The sequence below is a fragment of the Bradyrhizobium sp. NBAIM08 genome, from assembly GCF_020193935.1.
Classification (GTDB): domain Bacteria; phylum Pseudomonadota; class Alphaproteobacteria; order Rhizobiales; family Xanthobacteraceae; genus Bradyrhizobium; species Bradyrhizobium yuanmingense.
The window spans coordinates 1-397 of record NZ_JADYVR010001076.1 but is presented as its reverse complement, the minus strand read 5'-3'; the positions used below and the strand labels follow the sequence as shown (position 1 = coordinate 397).

The 397-nt window shown below is 72.5% G+C and carries 1 protein-coding gene; it reads right to left on the bottom strand.

Annotation, left to right across the window (positions count from 1 at the left end; genetic code table 11):
- The coding region (locus tag I6F37_RS43550) for an amidase (protein ID WP_225154917.1) at window positions 1-397 on the bottom strand (397 nt) is incomplete at both ends.

Below are 397 nucleotides of genomic sequence, written 5' to 3'. Positions count from 1 at the left end.
GAAGTTCTCCGTCGGGCTGGAGGTGGTGGCATCGGCCCGGAAGGCGGGGCCGGGGTTCGTGGTCGAGATGATGTAGTCGACCTCGCCGAAGGCGGTGGCCATGGCCTCGTTCGCCTCGAGCCGCTGGCGCTCGGCCACCGCCGCGAGGTTCAGGTTGTAGAGCGACTCGGCCAGGATCGCGCCCAGACCCACCTCGTCGGTGAGGTCGCGGCCGCAGGCCGGCCAGCGCGGGCCGAGCTCGGCGATCAGCGTGGACAGGTTGCCCATGGCCCACTGCGCGGCGAGGTTCGGCAGGGTGACGGTGATGTCGACCTCGACCATGCCGGCGGAGGCGATGAGCTCGCTCGCGGCCTCCCGGATGCGGGCCTCGACGCCGGTCTCCAGCGCCACGCCGCCC